A 971-nucleotide genomic window follows, 5' to 3' on the forward strand; every position below is an offset into this window, starting at 1 on the left:
GACGAATTGTAATATTAAGTGCAACACCTAGCTGAAAACACAAAAAAAACCCATAACGGCCTCGTGTAGAATAGAGTTACCACACAAAATTCAACGGAGGATTCGTTATGAGCTATATTCATCTTACCATATCAGAAAGAGTCAAAATAGAGACGTATCTCGAGCTAGGTTTCTCTGTCCGAAAGATTGCGGGACGCCTGGGGCGTCAACCTTCTACGATTTCACGAGAATTGAAACGAAATCCTCATTACGATTCTTCTCATGCTGACCAGCGTTATGTGGAGCGAAAAAAGAAGTGCGGTGCACGTACGAAGTTTACGCTCGAAAAAGGAATCTGCATCCTCGAAAAATTACGGGAGACGTGGTCCCCTGAACAAATTGCCGGACGATTATTCCAAGAAGAAGGACTCTCGTTCAAGACAATTTATCGTTGGATTTATAGTGGCCTCGTCGAGGCCGATTCTGGACTTCTTCGGCAAAAGGGAAAGCGTCAGAAACCACGTGAGACGCGCGGACGCTTCAACGTCGGACTGCCAATCAGTAAACGTCCGTCCGACGTCAAAGGGCGTCAAACGTTTGGACATTGGGAGCTTGATACTGTTGTATCGGGTAGAGGAACGTCAAAAGCCTGTGTCGCAACGTTCGTCGAGCGAAAGAGTCGTTTTTATCTCGCTGTACCGATGGAAAATCGGTCCGCTCAATCGATGGAGTCTGCGATTCAAGCATTACATCTTTCCTTCCCGTTGGGAACGTTCCAAACTGCGACGACAGATCGTGGAAAAGAGTTTAGCTGTCATGAACGAATTCGTGACACGTTAGGCTTACCCATGTATTTTGCAGATCCGTATTCTTCTTGGCAGCGTGGTAGTAACGAGAACGCCAATGGTCTTCTCCGTGAATTTTTCCCGAAGGGGACAGATTTCGGAAAGGTCAGTCGTTCTGAAATCGCTCAAGCGCTCGCCTGGATTAAT

General features: G+C 46.8%; 1 protein-coding gene. It reads left to right on the plus strand.

Going from position 1 to position 971, the window contains the following annotated elements; all coding sequences use genetic code 11:
• Window positions 1-107: 107 nt before the first annotated feature.
• Window positions 108-971, plus strand: an 864-nt coding sequence (locus tag KNQ07_RS15995; RefSeq protein WP_214767980.1) for an IS30 family transposase, incomplete at its 3' end; no start/stop codon positions are given.

This window comes from Exiguobacterium sp. s145, from assembly GCF_018618835.1.
Classification (GTDB): domain Bacteria; phylum Bacillota; class Bacilli; order Exiguobacteriales; family Exiguobacteriaceae; genus Exiguobacterium_A; species Exiguobacterium_A artemiae.